This window comes from Streptomyces sp. NPDC060205, from assembly GCF_042728395.1.
Taxonomy (GTDB): Bacteria; Actinomycetota; Actinomycetes; order Streptomycetales; family Streptomycetaceae; genus Streptomyces.
On the sequence record NZ_JBHWZP010000181.1, the window covers coordinates 1 to 19254 of the forward strand.

Below are 19254 nucleotides of genomic sequence, written 5' to 3' on the forward strand. Positions count from 1 at the left end.
CCCGGGGTCCGGTAGGCACACTGCGGGCCCGGTGGGGGTTGCCCGCGCAGTTCCCCGCGCCCCTGAGGGGCGCGGGTCTGGGGCTGGGTGTGTGCCTGCGGGGCGGTGGGGGTTGCTCGCGCCGTTCCTCGCGCCCCTGAAAGCATGAAAGCTGGGGCGCAGCCCCGTTTTCAGGGGCGCGGGGAACTGCGCGGCAAGCCCCCACCGGGCCCGCAGTGTGCCTACCGGACCCCGGGCTTGCGCCCGTCAGGGGCGCGGGGAACTCCGCGAGCAACCCCCACCGGCCCGCGGGCGAAGATCCACCCCCGGCTCGGGCGCGGCTTCAGCCCCCTAAGGCTGAAGCTGGGCCCGAAGCCATTCCTCCACCTCGCCCACATGCGCGGCCGCAGCGGCCCGAGCCGCCTCAGGGTCGTGGGCGACCAGCGCCCGATGGATCGCGGCATGCTCCCGCCGGGTCCGCTCGAACGCACCCTCCTCCTGATACCCCCGCCACACCCGCGCCCGGAACGTCCGCGACGACAACCCGTCCAGGATCGCCGCCATCGTCTCGTTGCCCGCGGCCCCCGCGATGACCCGGTGGAACGCCAGGTCGTGGGAGAGGATCTCCTCCGGATCGTCCGTCGCGTTCATGGCGGTCAGGTGCTTCTCCACCTCGGCCAGCTGGTCCGCGGTGATCCGCGCGGCGGCCAGCGCCGTCGCCGTCGACTCCAGGATCCGGCGTACTTCGAGGAGTTCGACCAGCCGCGGCCCCCGGGAGAGGTCCGCGACCACCCCGAAGGTCTCCAGCAGATCCCCGGCCTCCAGCTGCGTGACGTAGATCCCGGACCCGTGCCGCGCCTCCAGCACGCCCAGCACCGTGAGCGCCCGGATCGCCTCGCGCATGGAACTGCGCGAGATACCGAGCTGCGCGGCCAGATCGCGCTCGGTCGGCAGCCGTGCGCCCGGCTCCAGCCGGCCCTCGCCGATCATCGCCTTGATCCGGTCGATGGCGCGCTGCGTCACGGTCCCCTTCTGGGGGGCCGGAGAGGGGGCCGCAGCCGGGGCCGCCGTCGCCGCCTCGGGCAGGCTCTCGTCCACGCCATGTCCTCCTGTCGCCGGGTGCGCCGCAGTCTAACCACTCAGGTGGTCCGACCACTACGCGCAGAAACCGCAAAAATCACGGCGCAGGGGTGTTGTGGCAGCGAAGTGGTCTGATAAATATTCCTGGCACTTGCTCGATCGCACCCGATCACGTCCGATCACGTCCGATCACGCTCAATGAGGAGCCGATAGATGGCCGGCAGAACTGTGCGGTACAGGAACGGGCGTAACGCCTCGCGGGCGATCTGTGCGACGGCCGCGGCCGTCTGCGCCGCCCTCGCGCTCACGGCATGCGGCAGCACCAAGGACGCCGTCGACTCCGGCGCCGGCAAGGGCGACGGCAGCGGCAAGGTCGGGGTGATCCTGCCCCTGCTGACCTCGCCGTTCTGGCAGTCGTACAACGACTACGTGCCCAAAATGGCGAAGTCCGAGGACGTCGACGCCCTCAAGACCGTGAACTCCAACAGTGACCCCTCGCAGCAGATCACGGACATCAACAACCAGCTCAACCAGGGCGTGAAGGGCCTAGTCGTGGCCCCCCTGGACAGCGCCGCGATCTCCGCGGGCCTCGACCAGGCCGAACGCAAGGGCGTGCCCGTGGTCGCCGTCGACGTGGCGCCCGAGAAGGGCAAGGTCGCGATGGTCGTCCGCGCGAACAACGTGGCGTACGGGGAGAAGGCCTGCGAGTACCTCGGCGGGCAGATCCCCTCGGGCAAGGTCGTGCAGATCATGGGCGACCTCGCCTCGGTCAACGGCCGCGACCGCTCCGAGGCCTTCCGCACCTGCGTCAAGAAGAAGTTCCCGAAGCTGAAGGTCCTGGAGATCCCCGCCAAGTGGGAGTCGGACACCGCCGCCTCGAAGCTGGACACCCTCCTCAACGCCAACCCCGACATCAAGGGCATCTACATGCAGGCGGGCGGCGTCTATCTCGCGCCCACGCTGCAGACCCTCAAGTCCAAGGGGCTGCTGAAGAAGGCCGGCGAGAAGGGCCACATCTCGATCGTCTCGAACGACGGCATCCCGCAGGAGTTCGACGCGATCCGCAAGGGCCAGATCGACGCCACGGTCTCGCAGCCGGCCGACCTCTACGCCAAGTACGGCATGTACTACATCAAGGCGGCGATGGCGGGGAAGACCTTCGAGCCGGGTCCCACGGACCACGGCTCGGAGATCGTCAAGCTGCCCGGCGGCATCCTTGAGGACCAGCTGCCCGCGCCGCTGGTGACCAAGGACAACGTCGACGACCCCGAGCTGTGGGGCAACACGGTCAAATGAGCACACCACTCGTTCAGGCGCGGGGCATCGCCAAGCGGTACGGCCCCACCGTCGCCCTCGCCGACGGACAACTGACCGTGTACGCAGGCGAGTCCCACGCACTCGTCGGCCGCAACGGCGCGGGCAAGTCCACCCTCGTCACCGTCCTGACCGGCCTCCAGGCGCCCGACGAGGGCACGGTCCGCTTCGACGGCGAGCCCGCGCCCGCGCTGACCGACCGGGACGCCTGGCGGCGCAAGGTGGCCTGCGTCTACCAGAAACCCACCGTCGTACCGGAGCTGACGGTCGCCGAGAACCTCTTCATCAACCGGCAGCCCCGGGGCCGCGGCGGCTTCATCAGCTGGCGCCGGCTGCAGCGCGAGGCTGCCGAGGTGCTCGACACCTGGGACGTGCGGGTCGACCCCGGGGCGCGGACCGCCGACCTCAAGGTCGAGGACCGCCAAATGGTCGAGATCGCCAGGGCGTTGAGCTTCGGTGCACGCTTCATCGTCCTCGACGAGCCGACCGCCCAGCTCGACAACCGCGAGATCGAACGCCTCTTCACCCGGATGCGCGCCCTCCAGGAGTCCGGCGTCACCTTCCTGTTCATCTCGCACCACCTCCAGGAGGTGTACGAGGTCTGCCAGACCGTGACGGTCCTGCGGGACGCCCGCTGGATCACCACCGCGCCGGTCGCCGACCTGCCGAGGGCCGCCCTGGTCGAGGCCATGGCGGGGGAGTCCATCGCCGCCGTGGAGGAGAAGGCCGCCCGCGGGGAGGTCGACGCGCAAGCGCCCGTCGTCCTCGAAGCACACGGGCTGACGTCGGACGCGTACGAGAGCGTCGATCTGCGCGTGCGCGGCGGGGAGGTCGTCGGTCTCGCCGGGTCCAGCGGCAGCGGGAAGATCGAGCTGGCCGAGTCCTTCACGGGACTGCACACACCGACCGCCGGAACCGCTCAACTGGACGGCAGACGGCTGCCGTTCGGTGACGTCACCGCCGCGCTGCGGGCCGGCGTCGGCTGCGTGCCGCGCGACCGGCACGGCCAGGGACTCGTCTTCGGGATGACCGTCGGCGACAACGCCACCCTGACCGTCCTGGACCGGCTCGGCAGGTACGGATTCGTCGGCACCGACCGCCGGCGCGGCTTCGCCGGTGAGCTGATCGAACGCCTCGACATCCACACCGAGGGCCCCGACCAGCCCGTCTCCGACCTCTCCGGCGGCAACGCGCAGAAGGTCGTCATGGCCCGGGCCCTCGCCTCCGACCCCAGGCTGCTGGTCCTGATCAACCCCACCGCGGGCGTCGACGTGAAGTCCAAGGAGTCCCTGCTGTCCCGTATGGACTCGGCCCGCGACGACGGCACCGCCGTCCTCGTCGTCTCCGACGAACTCGACGACCTGCGCCGCTGCGACCGCGTCCTCGTCCTCTTCCACGGCCGTGTCGTCGCCGAGCACCCGGCGGGCTGGCGCGACCACGAGCTGATCGCCTCCATCGAAGGAGTGGACCACCATGGCTGACACGAAGGCCCCGTCGGCCTCGGCCCCCACCCCCCTGCGCCCCCTGCGCCCCCTGCGGAGCAAGGCCGACGCCAAGGCCGTACTCCTGCGCAGGGCCCGCGAACTCGCTCTCGTACCGGCCCTGTTGTTGCTGCTGGTGCTCGGCGCGTTCGTCAACGACGCCTTCCTCACCGAGCAGAACCTGATCTCCGTCCTGGGCGCCTCCGCGGCCCTCGCGATGGTGGTCCTCGCCGAGTCCCTCGTCCTGATCACCGGCAAGTTCGACCTGTCCCTGGAGTCGGTCGTCGGCATCGCGCCCGCCGTCGGCGCGCTGTTGCTGCTGCCCGCCGCGCAGTCCGGCTGGGGCACGGAGCTGCCCGCGGGCATCGCCCTCCTCGCGATCCTCGTCGTCGGCGCGGTCATCGGCGGGTTCAACGGCTTCCTCGTCGTGAAGCTCAAGCTCAACGCGTTTATCGTGACGCTCGCGATGCTCATCATCCTGCGTGGTCTGCTCGTCGGCGCGACCGAGGGCAAGACGCTGTTCGGGATGCCCGACGCGTTCTACACCCTGGCCACCACCACCTTCCTGACCGTGCCGATCTCGGTGTGGCTGGCGGCGGCCGCGTTCGCGGTGGCCGGATTCGTCCTCAAGTACCACCGCTGGGGACGCGCCCTGTACGCGATCGGCGGCAACCCGGACGCGGCGCGCGCGGCCGGCATCAGGGTCGAGCGGGTCATGCTCGGCGTGTTCGTCGTCGCGGGGACGCTGGCCGCGGTCGGCGGCCTGATGCAGACCGGCTACGTCGGCGCGATCAACGCCAACCAGGGGCAGAACATGATCTTCACGGTGTTCGCCGCGGCGGTGATCGGGGGGATCAGCCTCGACGGGGGCAAGGGCACGATGTTCGGCGCCCTGACGGGCGTGCTCCTTCTTGGGGTGGTTCAGAACCTGCTCACTCTCGCGCAGGTTCCGTCCTTCTGGATCCAGGCCATTTATGGGGGGATCATCCTGGTCGCTCTGATGATCGCTCGGGTGACGACCGGCCGGGCGCAGGACTGAGCGTGGTGTGCACCCGCGGGTGCGTTGTGGCTGGCCGCGCAGTTCCCCGCGCCCCTTACGGGGCTCGACCGAAAGGTATTCCTGTGTCCTCATCCGCCGCTCGCGTCACCGCGGTCGACACCTATGACATCCGTTTCCCCACCTCGCGTGAGCTCGACGGGTCCGATGCCATGAATCCGGATCCCGACTACTCGGCGGCGTACGTCGTGCTGCGTACCGACGACGACACGGGCGGCGGGCTGGAGGGGCACGGGTTCACCTTCACCATCGGGCGGGGCAACGACGTCCAGGTCGCCGCGATCGAGGCGCTGCGCCCGCACGTCCTCGGGCGGTCGGTCGAAGAGCTGTGCGCGGACCCGGGATCCCTCGCCCGCGACCTCACGGGCGACAGCCAACTGCGCTGGCTCGGGCCCGAGAAGGGCGTGATGCACATGGCGATCGGCGCGGTCGTCAACGCCGTCTGGGACCTCGCCGCCAAACGCGCCCGCAAGCCCCTGTGGCAGCTCCTCGCCGACGCCACCCCGGAATGGCTCGTCGCCCAGGTGGACTTCCGGTACATCGCGGACGTCCTCACCCCCGAGGACGCGCTCGGCCTGCTGCGCCACGGCAGGGAGGGCGCGGCGGAACGCACCGCGCTGCTGAAGGAGCGCGGCTTCCCCGGCTACACCACCTCGCCCGGCTGGCTCGGCTACTCCGACGAGAAGCTCACCCGGCTGGCCCGCCAGGCCGTCGCCGACGGCTTCACCCAGATCAAACTGAAGGTCGGCGCGGACCTCGCGGACGACGTACGCCGCTGCCGGGTCGCCCGGGCCGTCGTCGGCCCCGACATCCGGATCGCCATCGACGCCAACCAGCGGTGGAACGTCGACGAGGCCATCGAGTGGACCAGGGCACTGGCCGAGTTCGACCCGTACTGGATCGAGGAGCCCACCAGCCCCGACGACGTCCTCGGCCATGCCGCCGTCCGCGAGGCCGTCGCGCCGGTCAAGGTCGCCACCGGGGAGCACGTACAGAACCGGATCATCTTCAAGCAACTGCTCCAGGCGGGCGCGATCGACGTCCTGCAGATCGACGCGGCCCGGGTCGGCGGAGTCAACGAGAACCTCGCGATCCTGCTCCTGGCCGCCAAGTTCGGCGTCCCCGTCTGCCCGCACGCCGGCGGTGTCGGACTGTGCGAACTCGTCCAGCACCTCTCGATGTTCGACTACGTGGCGCTCTCCGCGACGACCGAGAACCGCGTGATCGAGTACGTCGACCATCTGCACGACCACTTCCTCGACCCGGTGGTGATCGGAGAGGGCCGGTACAGGGCACCCACCCTGCCGGGCTTCTCGGCGGCCATGCGGCCGGAGTCCATCGCCGAGTTCACCTTCCCCGGCGGCACGTTCTGGGCCGCCGACCTCGAACGGCAGCGGACCGAACAGCAGCAGACCGAACAGCAGGAACAGCAGACCCGGAAGCAGCAGAAGGAGCAGGCGGCATGAGTGACTTCGAGGGACTCAAGGCGCTGGTGACGGGCGGCGCCTCCGGTATCGGCCGGGCCACCGCGGAACTCCTCGCCGCCCGCGGCGCCCAGGTCGCCGTGCTCGACCTGGACCCGGACAGCGTCCACAAGCCGCTGCTCGGCTACCAGGCCGACGTCACCGACGACGAGTCCGTACGCCGGGCCGTCGCCGCCGCGGTCGCCGATCTCGGCGGCCTGGACGTGCTGATCAACAACGCGGGCATCGGCGCTCAGGGCACCGTCGAGGACAACGACGACGAGACCTGGCACCGCGTCCTGGACGTCAACGTCGTCGGCATGGTGCGTGTGTCCCGGGCGGCCCTGCCGCACCTGCGGAAGTCCTCGCACGCCGCCGTCGTGAACACCTGCTCCATCGCCGCCACCGCGGGGCTCCCGCAGCGCGCCCTGTACTCCGCGTCCAAGGGCGCGGTCCTGTCGCTGACCCTCGCCATGGCCGCCGACCACGTCCGCGAGGGCGTCCGCGTCAACTGCGTGAACCCCGGCACGGTCGACACCCCCTGGGTCGGCCGCCTCCTGGACGCCGCCCCCGACCCCGCCGCCGAGCGGACCGCCCTTGCGGCCCGCCAGCCCACCGGACGCCTCGTCACGGCCGACGAAGTCGCCGGCGCCATCGCCTATTTGGCGAGCCCGCTGTCCGGCGCCACCACCGGTACGGCCCTCGCGGTCGACGGCGGCATGCAGGGGCTGCGGCTGCGCCCGGCGGGCCGGTGACCGGCATGCGGACGCAGCTACGCACCCGCACGCTCGGCCGCGGCTCCGTCGAGGTCACCTCGCTGGGGCTGGGGGCCGCCGGTATCGCCGGCCTCTACAGCGAGGTCCCCGAGGAGCAGGCGCACGCGACCGTGCACGCCGCCTGGGACGCGGGCATCCGCTACTTCGACACCGCGCCCCACTACGGCATCGGCCACTCCGAACGACGCCTCGGGGCGGCCCTGCGCGGGCGTCCCCGGGCGGAGTACACCGTCTCGACCAAGGTGGGCCGCCGTCTGGAGCCCACCGACGCGGGCGGCGACGACCTTGCCAACGGGTTCGCGGTACCCGCCACGCACCGCCGGGTGTGGGACTTCAGCGCGGACGGCATACGCCGTACCCTCGACGCCAGTCTGGAGCGGCTCGGCCTCGACCGGGTGGACGTCGTCTATCTCCACGACCCGGACGACCACGCCGAGGAGGCCTTCCGCGAGGGCTATCCGGTGCTGGAGAAGCTGCGTGCGGAGGGGGTGGTGGGCGCGATAGGCGCGGGCATGAACCAGGCCGGGATGCTCACCCGCTTCCTCCGCGACACGGATGTCGACGTGGTGCTGTGCGCCGGCCGCTACACGCTGCTCGACCAGGGTGCGCTCACGGACCTGCTCCCGGCCGCCGAGGAACGCGGTACGTCCGTCGTCATCGGCGGCGCCTTCAACTCCGGCCTGCTGGCCGACCCGAAGCCGGGGGCAAGGTACAACTACCGTCCTGCGCGACCTGAGCTGCTCGACCGGGCACTGGCCCTCAGGGCGGCGGCGGACCGGCACGGCACGACGCTGCGGGCGGCGGCCCTCGCCTTCTGCGCGGCCCACCCGGCGGTCGCGGCCGTCCTCGTCGGCGCCCGCTCGCCCCACGAAGTACACGACTGCGCAACGCAGTTCACGGCCGACGTGCCCGCGAGCCTCTGGCAGGAACTGAGGGAGACGGGCCTGCTGCCCACCGAAGCGCCGGTCCCGTCCGAGGAGTCCGCATGAGAGTCGCCCTGCACACCAAGGTCCGCGTCGACCGCATCGACGCGTACGAGGCCGCGCACCGCGAGGTGCCCACGCAACTCACGGACGCGATCCGCGCCGCCGGAGCCACGTCCTGGACCATCTGGCGCAGCGGCCCCGACCTCTTCCACCTCCTGGAGTGCGAGGACTACGCGCGACTGCTCGCCGAACTGGAGAAGCTGCCCGTCAACATCGCCTGGCAGTCCCGGATGGCGCAGCTCCTCGACGTGGTGCACGACTACTCGGCCGTGGGCTCGGAGGCCGGCCTGCCGGTCGTCTGGGAGCTGCCGTGACGGGCACCCGCACGGACGTCGTCGACGCCCACCATCACGTGTGGGACCTGTCCGTACGCGACCAGGACTGGATCACGGGGCCCGAACTGGCGCCCCTCAGACGGAATTTCACCATGACGGACCTGGAGCCGGAGGCTCGCGCCGCGGGAGTGCGCCGGACCGTCCTGGTGCAGACGGTCACGGTGGCGCAGGAGACCCCGGAGTTCCTGTCCCTCGCCGAGGAGCACGACCTGATCGGCGGTGTCGTGGGCTGGACGGACCTCACCCGCCCCGATGTGGCGGACGAGCTGGCCCGGCTGCGCGAGCTGCCGGGCGGCCGGTACCTGAAGGGCATCCGCCACCAGGTCCAGGGGGAACCCGACCCCGAGTGGCTGTCACGCCCGGATGTCCGCCGGGGACTCGGCGCGGTGGCGGCGGCCGGGCTCGTGTACGACCTGGTGGTACTTCCCCATCAGCTGCCGGCCTGTGTCCGGGCGGCCTCCGTGCTTCCCGAACTCGCCTTCGTGCTGGACCACTTGGGGAAGCCGCCCATCGCCTCGGGTGAACTGGAGCCATGGGCCTCGCACGTCAGGGCACTGGCCGCACTGCCGAACACGGTGGGCAAGCTGTCGGGGATGGTGACGGAGACGGACCTGACCCGGCGGAGGTCGGCGCAGGCGCGGCGGCGGGAGTTGCTGCCGTACGCGGACACCGCCCTGGACGCCTTCGGCCCGGGGCGCCTCATGTTCGGCTCCGACTGGCCCGTGTGCACGCTGGCGACCACGTACGGCGGAGTCGCGCTGATGGCCGAGGGGCTGACGCTGGACCTGAGCGGCGACGAACGCGCACAGGTCTTCGAGGGCACGGCCGAGCGCGTCTACCGCCTCTGAGCCGGAGGGCTACGCGTCCAGCCGCGTCGGCGGGAAGAACTCCCGCACATACGTCCGCTCCCAGCACGCGCCCGTCCGCCGCAGTTCCTCCCAGGTCGTGTACCGGTAGCGGTAGAGACGGGCCCGGACAAAGCGGGGCGGGGCGTCCGGGGGGAACGGGGAGCGGCGCAGGAGGCGGAGCGTGTCGCGGTCGTTCGCCAGGAGGCGTTCCACGAAGCCGCCGAACCAGGGCTCGGCGTAGGCGGGGGAGAGCGCGGCGAACCACATCAGCCAGTCGAGCCGCAGATGGCAGGGCGCGAACTGGCGGGGCCAGCGCCGCGGATCGCCGGGCTTGCCGCGGAACTCGTACTCCAGCCAGCCCGTGTCCTCGCGGGGTACGGAGTCGGCCGTGCCCTCGACCACCACCTCGTACCGGAAGCGGCTGACGCTGCCGAACGCCCCGTAGGTGTTCACCAGATGGAGCGGGTCGAAGGAGCGGTTCATGGTCTGGCGGCGGGAGACCATGTTGCGGACCGGGCCGTGGCTGAGGAACACGATCAGTGCCGCGGCCGACAGGACCACGATCTCGTACCAGAGCGGGGCGCCGGGGACCTGCGGGGCCTTGCCGGGCAGGGTCAGGGCCGGCACGGCGAGGACGATCGTGATCCAGTTCAGCCAGGAGAAGTTGCCGGACAGGACCAGCCACAGCTGGGTGACGATCATCAGGGCGGCGGCGGCCGTGGCGACCGGCTGCGGGGCGAACAGCAGGAACGGCACGACGAGTTGCGTGACGTGGTTGGCGGCCACCTCGGCCCGGTGGAACGGCTTCGGCAGGTGGTGGAAGAACCAGCTCAGCGGACCCGGCATCGGCTGGGTCTCATGATGGAAGTCGAGGCAGGTCAGCTTCCGCCAGCACGCGTCGCCGCGCATCTTGATCAGCCCGGCCCCGAACTCCACCCGGAACAGGATCCAGCGCAGCAGGAAGAGCACCACGACGGGCGGCGCGATCTCGTCGTTGCCGAGGAACACCGCGAGGAAGCCGGTCTCCAGGAGCAGGGACTCCCAGCCGAAGCCGTACCAGGTCTGGCCGACGTTCACGATCGACAGGTAGAGCACCCACGGGACGAGCCAGAGCAGCATGGCGCCCCACAGCGGGAGGCGGTTGTCCAGCCCCGCGACGAGCGCCAGCGACACCGCGCAGCCCGTCCACGCCCAGGCCGCGAAGAAGCGGTCCGAGAAGTGGAGGTGGAAGACGCTCGGCGCCCGCCGAAACGGCACCCGGGCCACGAACCGGGACACCGGCAGCATGCCGCGCTCGCCGATCAGCGCACGGAACTGGAGAGCGGCGCCCAGGAACGCGACGAGATAAACCACCGCCAGCGCCCGCTGGAAGACCAGCCGGCCGGTCCAGTACTCCGGGGCGGTGAACCACTCCACGCCGACCGCTCCCTTCCCTCTCAGGCGGTCCCTCTCAGGTGGCGCTGCTCGCGGAGCGACCACATTACGGCCCTGGCCGAGTCGAGAATTCGGATAAACCCTGACAAGGTGAACACATGGTTGATCGGGGTGAGAGCGCCCTGTCACTCCCGGACGACTGGCCCGCCCAACCGGATCCGATCCTGGCGCTCAACCGCATGGGCAGCTTCGACTGGGACCTGGACACCGGTCTCATGCGGATGGACGCCCTGGCCCACGAGATCTTCGACGTGCTCCCCGAGGAGTACGCCGGCCGTCCGGAGAACCTGGCCCCGCGCGTGCCGCCGGACGAGGCCCACCGCCTCGACACCCACGTCTCCCAGTCCCTCAAGGACGGCAGCGAGAACTACGGGGCGTACTTCCGCATCCGCCGCCGGGACGGCACCCTGCGCTGGACCCACACCCAGGGCTACATCCAGCGGGACGCGACCGGCCGGCCGCGCCGCATCATCGGCATCATCCGTGACGCCACCCGGGAACTGAGCGAGGCCCAGGACCGGCGCGAGAGGGCCGCCCTGGACATCGAGGCCCGCCGCCGGCAGACGAACGTCGTACAGATCACCACGGCGGCCCTCGCCCACGCCCGCACGGTCCAGGACGTCATCGACGTCCTGCAGAACAACCAGGGCGTCACCCACCTGGGCGCGACCAGCCTCGTCATGGGCCTCGTCGAGGCCGGCCGCATCCGGCTGGTCGCGGAGGGCCCCGAGGGCAGCTTCGTACCCGGCACGCTGGTCACCGGCATCGACGAGCAGTACCCGATGAGCGAGGTCGTGCGCACGCTGACCCCGCGCTTCATCGAGTCGCCGGAGGAATTCGCCCGGCGCTATCCGCTGCTGTGGCCGCACATCACCGCACTCGACATCACCTCGGCGGCCTATCTGCCCCTCATCGCGCAGGCCAGGCCCATCGGAGCCATGGGCCTGCTCTACAACGACCGGCGCGGCTTCTCCGCCCAGGACCGCAACGTCCTCGTCGCCCTCGGCAGCAGCATCGCGCAGAGCCTCCAGCGCGCCATGTTCTACGAGCAGGAGAAGGACCTCGCCCAGGGCCTCCAGCAGGCCATGCTGCCGCGCACGATCCCGCGCGTGCCCGGCGCCGACGTCGCCGTGCGCTACCGCTCGGGCTCCCTCGGCCGCGAGATCGGCGGCGACTGGTACGACGTGATCCCGCTGCCCGGCGGCCGGGTCGGCGCCGTCATCGGCGACGTCCAGGGCCACGACACGCACGCGGCGGCCGTCATGGGCCAGCTGCGGATCGTCCTGCGCGCCTACGCGGCCGAGGGTCACACCCCCGCGACCGTCATGGCCCGCGCCTCCGTCTTCCTGCACGAACTCGACACCGAGCGCTTCGCGACCTGCCTGTACGCGGAGGCCGACCTCGACACCGGAGTGGTCCAGATCGTCCGGGCAGGGCACATCGACCCGCTGGTCCGCGACACGGACGGCGGCTGCCACCGGCTCGCCGTGGCGGGCGGCCTGCCCCTCGGGCTGTCCGCCGAGTTCGGGCGCCTCGAATACCCGGTCGACACCCTGGAACTCGATCCCGGCCAGACACTGCTCCTGTGCACCGACGGCCTGGTCGAACAGCCGGGCAGCGACCTCGACGACGGCATGCGGACCCTGCGCGCGCTCGTCGCCACCGGACCCGACGACGTCCGCGACCTCGCCGACCGTCTCATCGACGTCGCCGAGGAACGCGGCGGCGAGGACGACGTGGCGCTGCTCCTGCTCCGCCGCGTGGGCAGGGACGCGCAGCGCTCCGGCGGGCGGGTCCAGCAGCATGTGGGGCCCGGGGACCCGGAGGCGCTCACCGAGGCCCGGCACATGGTCCGCGCGGCCGTACGGTCCTGGGGCGCCGGGGAGCGCGCCGACGAGATCGAGCTGATCGCCGACGAGCTGATCACCAACGCGCTCATGCACACGGAGGGCGCCGCCGTCGTCACCCTGCGCGCCCTCACGGGTCCGGAGCGGCGCATCCGCGTCGAGGTCGAGGACGCGTCCAGCGCGCTTCCCCGGCGCCGGGAGGCGGGCGAGTCCGGGGTCTCCGGCCGGGGACTCCTGCTGGTGGACCGGATCGCGGACGTGTGGGGTGTGGAGGCGCGGGGCGGCGGCAAGTGCGTCTGGTGCGAGTTCCTTGTGCCGGAAGGGGAGTGAGGGGGACGGGTTCGCGTGGATGTGACGTGCGGCTCTGTGGGGGCTGAGCGCGCAGTTCCCCGCGCCCCTTTCGGGGCGCGAGTGGCACCCTGGGACTTATGCCGGAGCTGCCCGAGGTCGAAGCGTTGAAGGACTTCCTGGTCGGACATCTGCTCGGCCACGAGATCAGCCGTGTGCTGCCCGTCGCGATCAGTGTGCTCAAGACGTACGATCCGCCGCCCGGCGCCCTGGAGGGCCGCGAGGTCACCGCCGTGCACCGGCACGGCAAGTTCCTGGATCTGGAGACCGCCGGCGGCCCGCACCTCGTCACGCATCTGGCCCGCGCGGGCTGGCTCCACTGGAAGGACCGGCTGCCCGACGGGCCGCCCCGCCCCGGCAAGGGCCCCCTGGCGATGCGCGTCGCCCTGGAGACCGGCGCGGGCTTCGACCTCACCGAGGCCGGCACCCAGAAACGGCTCGCGGTGTACGTCGTACGGGACCCCGGCGAGGTGCCCGGCGTGGCCCGCCTCGGCCCGGACCCGCTGGCCGACGACTTCGACGAGGCCCGGTTCGCCGCGCTCCTGGAGGGCGAGCGCAGACAGCTGAAGGGCGCCCTGCGCGATCAGAGCCTGATCGCGGGGGTGGGCAACGCCTACAGCGACGAGATCCTGCACGCCGCGAAGATGTCGCCGTTCAAGCTGGCCTCCGCGCTGACACCGCAGGAGACCGGACGGCTGTACGAGGCGCTGCGGGCCACCCTCATGGAAGCCGTCGAGCGGTCCCGCGGAGTCGCCGCGGGCCGCCTCAAGGCCGAGAAGAAGAGCGGGCTCCGCGTCCACGGACGGACGGGCGAGCCCTGCCCGGTCTGCGGGGACAACGTCCGCGAGGTCTCCTTCAGCGACTCGTCGCTCCAGTACTGCCCGACCTGCCAGACGGGCGGCAAGCCCCTCGCGGACCGCAGGATGAGCAAGTTCCTCAAATAGGCGGCCTGCGCTCAGGGCATCTCGATCGACACCAGACGCTCCCCGTCCGCCGTGCGCACGACGTACTCGGCGATGTCCGAGGGATGCATCGCGGCGGCGCCTCGCATGCCGTCGGAGGGCGACGAGGCCCCCTTGGGCACCGTCCAGCTCAGGATGACCTGTTCCGACCGGTCGCGGCCGACGGCGACGAGTTCGCAGGACTGCTCGGCGGGCGCGTGCTTGACCTTCGCGTCCACCTCACTGCCGTAGGCCCGGTCGTGGACGGTGACCTGGGCCCACACACCGGTTCCCTGATCGGTCGCGGCGACCGTGTCGGCGTCGGTGCTCCCGTCGCCGGAGAAGACCGCGACCGCGGGCCCGCCGACCGCGAAGACCACGGCGGCGGCGACCGCGTACAGCCAGCGCCTGCGCCCGCTCCTGCGGGCCGTGACGACATCCTCCAGGAGCCGGTCCAGCAGGCCCGGCCCTGCCTGGGTCATGGGGTTCACCGAGCGTGGCGTCGCTTGCGCGTACGCCCGCAACGACCGTGTCGTCGCGGACAGTTCATGTATCTGAACCGCACACTGGGGACACTCCATGAGGTGGTCCTCGAAGCGGAAGGCATCCGCCTCGTCCAGCACGCCTAGCGCGTATGCGCCGACGTCGCGGTGGCGTTCCAGCGACCTCATACCAAATCCTCATGCCGTGCCGATGGGTGGGGGTGTGCGGGGAGTAGCTACTTGCCCACCGGTACGCAGGGGACCGCCGAATCACTCAAGCCCCGTCCGGAATGCAACCTGGAGATTCGGAGCGGTCGGGCCCGCGGATTGGTCGAGGTTCGAAAAAAAACTGGTCAGGGGAGCCGGCCGGGGGCTCCGTCGGGGGATCAGCTGGGGGAGTGGTCGAAAAAATCAGAAAAGATGGATCGCCAGATGCCCGAGCGGCAGCCCCAGCTGCCAGGCAGGGGTCCACACCTTGGGGCCGTCGTCCTCGCCGATGACGGGGCCACCGCCGGGCACCGCGTCCAGGTCGGGCGCGAGCAGTTCGGTCTCCTCCAGCCAGCGCCAGGCCGCGGTCGCCAGATCCAGATCGGGCGACGGACCGCCCGCGTCGGCGGCCTCGGCCGCGAGCCCGGCCATGCGCTCGGCCACCCAGTCCTGCCACGGCTGGTCGTACGCCGTCAGCGACAGCCAGGTCTCCAGCTGCGTCACCACCCGGATGCCGGACAGCTCGCCACCGGTGTCGGACAGGAAGATGGTGAGAGCCAGCGCGTCGCGCCCGGCTCTGAACTCGAAGGACGTGGGCGGCATCAGGTCACCGGTCCGCAGCAGTTCGTCGGCGATGTACTCCGCGTACAACCACGCCATGGGGACGGTGAGTTCTCCGCCGCCGGTGCCGTCCGTGCTCTCTTGACCTCTGTGCAGCATCCCTTCCTGCCTTCCTCCGGTGCGTGCGCGTCGCCCGAACCCGGGCCCCATCGGGGAACACGGATGAGGACAGCTGATTGCTCAACCATGATCCTCAGCAAGGCGCTTTACGGAGGCTTGACCTAACCCGCGGTTTCACCGCAGGTCGGCCGCGTATCCCGGAAGAACCCGGCGCAGGGCGCGCAGCGCGTAGTACGCGCGGGACTTCACCGTACCGGCCGGAATACCCAGGGCTGCGGCGGCCTCCGCCACGCTGGCCCCGCGGAAATACACCTGCACCAGGACTTCACGGTGCTCGGGAGTGAGAGTCTTCACAGCCTCCCGCACATCGAGGGTCGCGACCGACCGCTCCGCGTGGTCCGCCGCGACCCTGGCGCTCTCCAGCACGGCGTCCCCGACCTCCGCGGGCCGCGCCTGCCGGGCCCGCCGCGCGTCGATGGCCAGCCGCCGCCCCACGGTCAGCAGCCAGGGCCGTACGGAATCGAAGTCGTCGGCGCGCAGGGCCTCGGGATGCTGCCAGGCACGTACGAATGTCTCCTGCACCAGATCCTCGGCGCGCTGGCGGTCTCCGTCGGAGAGCCTCAGCATCAGGGCGAAGAGCGGCGCTCCGTGCTCCCGCTGCAATTCGGCCAGCTCGTGCTCGGCGGTCGTCCTGCTGGTCATGGTGATGGCGGCCGTCATGGCCGTATGCCAGCGCAGGGCGTCCCGCCGGGACAGGGCCAGGACACGGCTCGTCGGCAGACGGTCGAACCCGTCGACGAACGGTACGACGAACGGTCAACCGGGACGGAAGGCTCCGCCTCCGCATCTGTCCGGACCTCGACGGTCCGGCGATTCGGCCGGTCGCCGCTCCGGCCGAAGGCCCCGCTACGGCACCACCGTCACCGGCCAGCGGCCCGCCTTCACCAGCCGGATCGCGACGGAACCGACGATCCGGTGCCCCGCCTGCTCCGACGCGCCCACCACGACGGCGTCCGCCTTCAGCTGCTCGGCCGCCTGGACGAGCCCGTTGTACGGGTCCCCGCGGAACGTGTGGAACTCCCAGCGCACATCGAATATGCCCTTGACCTGCTCGGCCGCCTCCTGGATGTCCCGGACCAGCTCCTCGGCGATCTGGTCGGTCGTGTCGGCGACCGGTACCCCGAGCGCCGCACCCGCCGCCATCACCGGCTGTACGTACACCAGCGTGAGCAGAGCCCGCTGCCGCCGGGCCAGCCCCGCGGCGTAGGACGCCGCCCGCAGCGAGGACTCGGAGCCGTCCACGCCGGCCAGGATGACCTTGGGCCCGTCCGTGCCACGTTCGAACTGGTGGGAGTGCTGTTCCGTCACGGCCCGAGGCTATCGGAACAGGCGGAGCGGGCCGCCGTCCGGGACCCCGGACGCCGGTGGCGCGGCCGGCCGGCAGATGCTCCAGGCGGGTGTTTTCATACGACCGCACCGGTGGCGATGTGCTGGGCGCGCGTCCGCCGGGCGACTGATTAGTCATGAATAAGGATCAGTTCCTCTCGCGGCGCCGGGCGTTGCTCGCCGGTGCCGCCGCCCTCGGAGCGGCGGGCGCGGCCGGCGCGGTACACCTGCTCGGCGCCGAACCCGGCCCCCCGGCCCGGTCCTCCGCCGCGCCCGCCGCGGGCGCCCAGGCGAACAGAGCCGTCCGCAGGCCCTCCGCCTACCGGCTGCAGCCCATCGCCGGATACGGTCCGGCCCGCGGCACGCCCGCCCGCACCCTCGTACGGCACGAACCGTTCCTGCGGATGTCGGACCGGGAGCGCAGCATGGTGCTGAGCTTCGACGACGGCCCCGACCCCCGCTACACCCCCGGCATCCTGCGGACCCTCAAGGCCCACGACGTGCGCGCCATGTTCTTCGTGTGCGGCGAGATGGCAGCCGACAACAAGGACATGCTGCGCCGGATGTCCGACGAGGGGCACATCGTCGGCAACCACACCTGGTCCCACCCCCTCATGACCCGGCTGAGCAGATCCGCCGTCCGTTCCCAGATGGAACGCACCAGCGATGTCATCGAGGAGGCGTACGGCGAGCGGCCCGGCTGGTTCCGCGCGCCGTACGGGGCCTGGAACCGGGCCGTCTTCGAGGTCGGCGCCGACCTCGGCATGGAGCCGCTCGCCTGGACCGTCGACACCCTGGACTGGACCACACCGGGTACCCGGACCATCGAGCGCCGGGTCATGAAGGGGGCCGGGCCGGGCGTCGTGGTGCTCTCGCACGACGCGGGCGGCAACCGCTCACAGAGCGTGCGGGCCCTGCGCGACTATCTCCCGCGGCTGCTGGACTCGGGCTACCACATCACCGTGCCCCGGCGGCAGCTCACCTAGCACCGGGACGAACTCCGGCCGGGCGGGCTCCTCGCCCACCCGGCCGGGCCGCGCTCAGCAGTGTTCAGCGGACCTCGACCAGGCGGGCGAACGCGACGACATTCCCGTCGTAGCCGTTCTGCTTGGAGAAACCGCCTCCGCAGGTGATGACACGCAATTCCGGATTACCGGTGTTCCCGTAGACGCGGTCGCCGGGGAAATTGTTCTTCTCGAAGACCTCGATGCCATAGATCTCGAACACGGCGGTCTTTCCGTCCCTGCGCCCCACCTCAACGCGGTTTCCCTTTTTCAGGGCGCCGAGACCGTAGAAGACGGCGGGGCCCTGCCGGTTGTCGACATGGCCCACGACCACGGCCGTGCCCTTCTCCCCGGGGGAGACCGCGCCCGAGAACCAGCCCGCGAGGTTCGGGTCCTCCGGCGGCGGCGCGTCCACCCAGCCGTCCATGTCGAGACCCACCGGCACGGCGGGGGCGTCGACCTGGATCGCCGGGATCCTGATGCGGTCCGCCACGGAGAAGGACAGAGGGGCCGGGGCTCCCGGCCGTGACCTGTCCGTGCCGGCGCTGTCCGCGGCGGCGGCCGTCGCGGGCTGCGGGGGCCCCACGTCGAACTCTCCCGAGCCATTGCGAATCAGAGCGAGTCCGGTCAGCAGAACAAGCGCTATGACACCCCAGGGAGCGCGCTTCCTCGGGCGCTCCTCCTCTTCGGCCAGCTCGGACACGGACATTCGCACACCCCTCTCGACGCGGCCGTCGCCCACGTCCGTCGCGCATACGAGAACGCTAAGCGCAGCCCGCGCGCGGGGCGACGGGAGAAAGGCGAACGGGTGGTGGCGAGGGCCGCCGTGCGCCATCCGAGTCGCGGCCCCGAGGAAATTTCTGACGGTCCGTGACCTGCGGCAATATCCGATTGTGTTCCTTTTCGGCGGCGTGTTCTCTCACCAGGACGGACCATTCTCGAAATGCGGCCCTGTGCACGACAACTGAGTGTCTGTCTGGGAGGCGTTCTCTCGCCGATCGACCCGGGGACGTTCCCCGGGGCGCCTTCCGCGGAGGATCACATGCGTAGCACTCGTGCCCTGGCGGTCTCTGCGACAGCAATCGCCGCCCTCGGACTCACCGCTTCCCAGGCCGTCGCCTGGGACACCTCTAGCAATATCGTCGCCATGCCCAGCGCCATCGCCCGGGGCGGACAGCTCACCGTGACCGTCGACGGTTGCCCGAGCGGCGGGACCATGACGTCCAGGGCGTTCCCCCGGGCCGACCTCTCGCCGATCAGGAACCACAGCGAGACGTCGAAGGGGACCGCGACCGTCAACAGCTCGGCCACGCCCGGCGCGTACGACATCAGGGTCCACTGCGAAGGCAAGCCCGCGCTGACGAAGTCCGCCGCCTTCACCGTCATCGGCGGTGTCCGCGGTGGTCTCGGCGGCAGCAGCTCCGACGGCGCCACGCCGACCGACATGGCGATCGGCGGCTCGCTGGTCGGCCTCGCGCTCGTCGGCGGCGGGGTGTTCTGGATGCGCCGCCGCGCCGAGAGCAGGATCTGAGCCCCACCCGCTCGGCGGACGGACTGCTTCCCCCGGAGACCCGGACGCACGTGAACGGCCCTTCGCCCCGGACC

At 71.2% G+C, this 19254-nt stretch carries 19 protein-coding genes and 1 pseudogene; 12 read left to right on the forward strand and 8 right to left on the reverse strand.

The genetic code is table 11. The annotated features are described in order from the left end of the window. Positions 1 to 330 precede the first annotated feature (330 nt). Positions 331 to 1077, reverse strand: a complete 747-nt coding sequence (locus ACFWGJ_RS27515; protein ID WP_387329656.1) for a FadR/GntR family transcriptional regulator — start codon at positions 1075 to 1077, stop codon at positions 331 to 333. Between the two features lie 195 nt (positions 1078 to 1272). Here ACFWGJ_RS27515 and ACFWGJ_RS27520 point away from each other — a divergent pair, with 195 nt between their 5' ends. The 8 genes from ACFWGJ_RS27520 (at position 1273) to ACFWGJ_RS27555 (ending at position 9319) form a co-directional block, all read left to right on the forward strand. Next, positions 1273 to 2355, forward strand: coding sequence for a sugar ABC transporter substrate-binding protein (locus tag ACFWGJ_RS27520; protein ID WP_387329659.1), 1083 nt, complete (start codon positions 1273 to 1275; stop codon positions 2353 to 2355). Continuing rightward, positions 2352 to 3854: a sugar ABC transporter ATP-binding protein gene (locus tag ACFWGJ_RS27525; RefSeq protein ID WP_387329662.1), complete on the forward strand. Its 1503-nt coding sequence runs from the start codon at positions 2352 to 2354 to the stop codon at positions 3852 to 3854. The genes ACFWGJ_RS27520 and ACFWGJ_RS27525 overlap by 4 nt, the downstream gene beginning before the upstream one ends. Continuing rightward, positions 3847 to 4893: an ABC transporter permease gene (locus ACFWGJ_RS27530; RefSeq protein ID WP_387329665.1), complete on the forward strand. Its 1047-nt coding sequence runs from the start codon at positions 3847 to 3849 to the stop codon at positions 4891 to 4893. The genes ACFWGJ_RS27525 and ACFWGJ_RS27530 overlap by 8 nt, the downstream gene beginning before the upstream one ends. A gap of 83 nt (positions 4894 to 4976) precedes the next feature. Then, the gene (locus tag ACFWGJ_RS27535; RefSeq protein WP_387329668.1) at positions 4977 to 6377 is read left to right on the forward strand and encodes an L-fuconate dehydratase; all 1401 of its coding nucleotides are present in this window, start codon (positions 4977 to 4979) and stop codon (positions 6375 to 6377) included. After that, positions 6374 to 7129, forward strand: coding sequence for an SDR family NAD(P)-dependent oxidoreductase (locus ACFWGJ_RS27540; protein ID WP_387329671.1), 756 nt, complete (start codon positions 6374 to 6376; stop codon positions 7127 to 7129). Before ACFWGJ_RS27535 ends, ACFWGJ_RS27540 begins: the two co-directional genes overlap by 4 nt. A gap of 5 nt (positions 7130 to 7134) precedes the next feature. Continuing rightward, positions 7135 to 8139 (forward strand): aldo/keto reductase, encoded by a 1005-nt coding sequence (locus ACFWGJ_RS27545; protein ID WP_387329674.1) that lies wholly within the window; start codon positions 7135 to 7137, stop codon positions 8137 to 8139. Continuing rightward, positions 8136 to 8450: an L-rhamnose mutarotase gene (locus ACFWGJ_RS27550; protein ID WP_387329677.1), complete on the forward strand. Its 315-nt coding sequence runs from the start codon at positions 8136 to 8138 to the stop codon at positions 8448 to 8450. The genes ACFWGJ_RS27545 and ACFWGJ_RS27550 overlap by 4 nt, the downstream gene beginning before the upstream one ends. After that, complete coding sequence (locus ACFWGJ_RS27555; protein WP_387329680.1) at positions 8447 to 9319, forward strand: amidohydrolase family protein; 873 nt, start codon at positions 8447 to 8449, stop codon at positions 9317 to 9319. The genes ACFWGJ_RS27550 and ACFWGJ_RS27555 overlap by 4 nt, the downstream gene beginning before the upstream one ends. 9 nt (positions 9320 to 9328) lie before the next feature. Here the strand turns inward: ACFWGJ_RS27555 and ACFWGJ_RS27560 are convergent, their stop codons facing one another. Next, positions 9329 to 10735, reverse strand: coding sequence for a lipase maturation factor family protein (locus tag ACFWGJ_RS27560; protein ID WP_387329683.1), 1407 nt, complete (start codon positions 10733 to 10735; stop codon positions 9329 to 9331). 116 nt (positions 10736 to 10851) lie between these two features. On the opposite strand from ACFWGJ_RS27560, the gene ACFWGJ_RS27565 reads away from it, so the two are divergent. Together ACFWGJ_RS27565 and ACFWGJ_RS27570 are read left to right on the forward strand one after the other, a co-directional pair. Next, positions 10852 to 12930, forward strand: a complete 2079-nt coding sequence (locus ACFWGJ_RS27565) for a SpoIIE family protein phosphatase (RefSeq protein WP_387329685.1) — start codon at positions 10852 to 10854, stop codon at positions 12928 to 12930. A gap of 98 nt (positions 12931 to 13028) precedes the next feature. After that, positions 13029 to 13892: an Fpg/Nei family DNA glycosylase gene (locus tag ACFWGJ_RS27570; RefSeq protein ID WP_387329688.1), complete on the forward strand. Its 864-nt coding sequence runs from the start codon at positions 13029 to 13031 to the stop codon at positions 13890 to 13892. An 11-nt stretch (positions 13893 to 13903) separates the two neighbouring features. Here the strand turns inward: ACFWGJ_RS27570 and ACFWGJ_RS27575 are convergent, their stop codons facing one another. From ACFWGJ_RS27575 to ACFWGJ_RS27595, 5 genes and pseudogenes are all read right to left on the reverse strand, one after another. Beyond that, the gene (locus ACFWGJ_RS27575; RefSeq protein ID WP_387329703.1) at positions 13904 to 14371 is read right to left on the reverse strand and encodes a hypothetical protein; all 468 of its coding nucleotides are present in this window, start codon (positions 14369 to 14371) and stop codon (positions 13904 to 13906) included. A gap of 90 nt (positions 14372 to 14461) precedes the next feature. After that, a pseudogene (locus tag ACFWGJ_RS27580) lies at positions 14462 to 14560 on the reverse strand (zf-HC2 domain-containing protein); the annotation flags it as partial. A 222-nt stretch (positions 14561 to 14782) separates the two neighbouring features. Continuing rightward, positions 14783 to 15298 (reverse strand): hypothetical protein, encoded by a 516-nt coding sequence (locus tag ACFWGJ_RS27585; protein WP_387329691.1) that lies wholly within the window; start codon positions 15296 to 15298, stop codon positions 14783 to 14785. A gap of 135 nt (positions 15299 to 15433) precedes the next feature. After that, positions 15434 to 15979 carry a sigma-70 family RNA polymerase sigma factor gene (locus ACFWGJ_RS27590; protein WP_210887081.1) on the reverse strand — a complete coding sequence of 182 codons (546 nt, stop codon included), beginning with the start codon at positions 15977 to 15979 and terminating at the stop codon, positions 15434 to 15436. Positions 15980 to 16165: 186 nt separating this feature from the next. Further along, complete coding sequence (locus ACFWGJ_RS27595; protein WP_107019392.1) at positions 16166 to 16627, reverse strand: universal stress protein; 462 nt, start codon at positions 16625 to 16627, stop codon at positions 16166 to 16168. 155 nt (positions 16628 to 16782) lie between these two features. Here ACFWGJ_RS27595 and ACFWGJ_RS27600 point away from each other — a divergent pair, with 155 nt between their 5' ends. Next, complete coding sequence (locus ACFWGJ_RS27600; RefSeq protein ID WP_387329694.1) at positions 16783 to 17631, forward strand: polysaccharide deacetylase family protein; 849 nt, start codon at positions 16783 to 16785, stop codon at positions 17629 to 17631. A 64-nt stretch (positions 17632 to 17695) separates the two neighbouring features. On the opposite strand, the gene ACFWGJ_RS27605 is transcribed toward ACFWGJ_RS27600, so the two are convergent. Further along, positions 17696 to 18358: a class F sortase gene (locus ACFWGJ_RS27605; RefSeq protein WP_387329697.1), complete on the reverse strand. Its 663-nt coding sequence runs from the start codon at positions 18356 to 18358 to the stop codon at positions 17696 to 17698. 333 nt (positions 18359 to 18691) lie between these two features. Here ACFWGJ_RS27605 and ACFWGJ_RS27610 point away from each other — a divergent pair, with 333 nt between their 5' ends. After that, positions 18692 to 19180 carry a hypothetical protein gene (locus ACFWGJ_RS27610; protein ID WP_387329700.1) on the forward strand — a complete coding sequence of 163 codons (489 nt, stop codon included), beginning with the start codon at positions 18692 to 18694 and terminating at the stop codon, positions 19178 to 19180. Positions 19181 to 19254 lie beyond the last annotated feature (74 nt).